General features: G+C 30.7%; 2 protein-coding genes. One reads left to right on the top strand and one right to left on the bottom strand.

The genetic code is table 11. From position 1 onward, the window contains the following. The first annotated feature begins 383 nt into the window (after positions 1 to 383). Complete coding sequence (locus Cyrtocomes_RS05980) at positions 384 to 1,148, top strand: MBL fold metallo-hydrolase (RefSeq protein WP_458693281.1); 765 nt, start codon at positions 384 to 386, stop codon at positions 1,146 to 1,148. Here Cyrtocomes_RS05980 and Cyrtocomes_RS05985 read toward each other — a convergent pair. Beyond that, a complete protein-coding gene (locus Cyrtocomes_RS05985; RefSeq protein ID WP_322498277.1) occupies positions 1,145 to 1,357 on the bottom strand; it encodes a hypothetical protein in 213 nt (70 codons plus the stop codon). The genes Cyrtocomes_RS05980 and Cyrtocomes_RS05985 overlap by 4 nt on opposite strands. Between the last annotated feature and the right edge of the window lie 440 nt (positions 1,358 to 1,797).

Here is a 1,797-nt window from a genome sequence, read left to right on the forward strand (position 1 = left end):
AATCGACGCTTAGCATTACGATTTGAGAAATCCGATCTCTCTTTCCTTGCCTTTATAGCTTTAGCATCTATTAAATACAACCTTTGTTAACAGTGCCTAGTATTTGTGTTTTGCTTATAATACTATTTTACTTTTGGATAAATAAGATTTCATATCAAGGATTTTACAATGGTTCTAAGACTGATCATTTTGATGGCAAGAAATTTTCTAATATTAAAAGAAATAATGAAAGAAACGACGATAAAATTTATTTATTGTTTTTAAAGAGGCTATTATCAGGAAAATTACCCAAGTGGCCAAAAAATGTGCCTGTACATCAGGTTAATCCCTCAAAAATACTGCAAAATGAAGTTGATTCTATATTTCTTATAAATCATTCAACAATGTTAATAAAAGTATCATGTTATACTATATTAACAGATCCTATATGGTCTCAGCGAACGAGCCCAGTTCAATTTTTGGGTCCTAAGAGAAAGGCTGCTCCTGGAATAAAAATTGAAGATTTGCCAAAAATTGATTTTATTTTAATTAGTCATGATCATTACGATCATTTGGATTGTAACACTATTAGACAGTTAATTCAGAATAATGATCCAGTATTTTTGGTAGGGTTGGGTGTTAGGGAGGTTTTATTAAAAATAGGAGTAAATGGCCAGAGAATCATAGAGTTAGATTGGTGGCAAGAATATAAACATATAGATATTGGTAATAGCTTAGTAATTACTTTTGTGCCAGCTCAGCATTTTTCCGGAAGGTTTATTAACAATGAAAATACAACTTTATGGGGTGGTTTTGTTATAAAATCTCATAATAATAAGACAATTTATTTTGCTGGAGATACCGGTTATGATGAGGATCAATTTTTGTTGATCAAGCGAAATATTGGAGTTATAGACGTTTCTTTATTACCTATTGGTGCATATAAACCAGATAGCTTCAGGTACGTACATATGAATCCAAGCGAAGCTGTTAAAGCTAGTATTATACTTGGTAGTAAAGTTAATATACCAATTCATTTTGGTACTTTTATACTATCATTTGAAGATTATAATGAGCCATTAAACGATTTAGAGGCTGCATTGGTTTATTATAAATTAGCTATGGGGCATTTTACGATTCTGAAAAATGGAGAACACTGTTTATACTAAAAACTACTTACTTTATAATTTTGGTTAAATAAGAACCAGTAAACTTTTTGACAAAATTTCATCATAATTTTTGCCAATTCTATAAAAGCCTTAGCCGAAGAAGTGGTGATTTCGTAATCTTTAGATAATCTTCTAAAGTTACCAATCGAATGAGCGCCTCCACTGCTGAACCTTAAAACCCCATCATCTGACTTAATTTTAATAAGCAAACATCCATGAAGATTGAAAATCCCAGAAACAAATTAAACAAACCATATAGCTTAGGCAAAAGAGGTTTATATTATCAAATAAGATGATAATATCATTGGTTAGTTATAATATTTTCGAATGGGAAGAGCGTATTCTCTTAGAGAAGAGGTAATTGAAAGTTTAAAAGCCTGTAAAGAAGATATATGTAGATTATATAAAATAAGCAGAGCAACCATATATAGCTAAGATAGTATAAAATGGCATACTATATAGTAGATGTGAACAAATGTGAGGTAAAATGACATTACAATTTCGAAAGAAAGTAATGAAATTACATGCAGAAGATATGAAGATCTAAGTTTCTACATATCTATTAGAACCTAAAGTAGATGGAAGAAGGCGATAGAGCCTCAGAAAACTAGGAATAAACCGTGGAAAAGCTCAGTAAAGAAGCGCATTA

Source organism: Candidatus Cyrtobacter comes (assembly GCF_034470605.1).
Lineage (GTDB): Bacteria > Pseudomonadota > Alphaproteobacteria > Rickettsiales > Midichloriaceae > Cyrtobacter > Cyrtobacter comes.

What these genes read in the sequence shown, in the direction of transcription:
- Cyrtocomes_RS05980 (WP_458693281.1), top strand. Translation starts at nt 384, where the DNA reads ATGTTAATAAAAGTATCATGTTATACTATATTAACAGATCCTATATGG.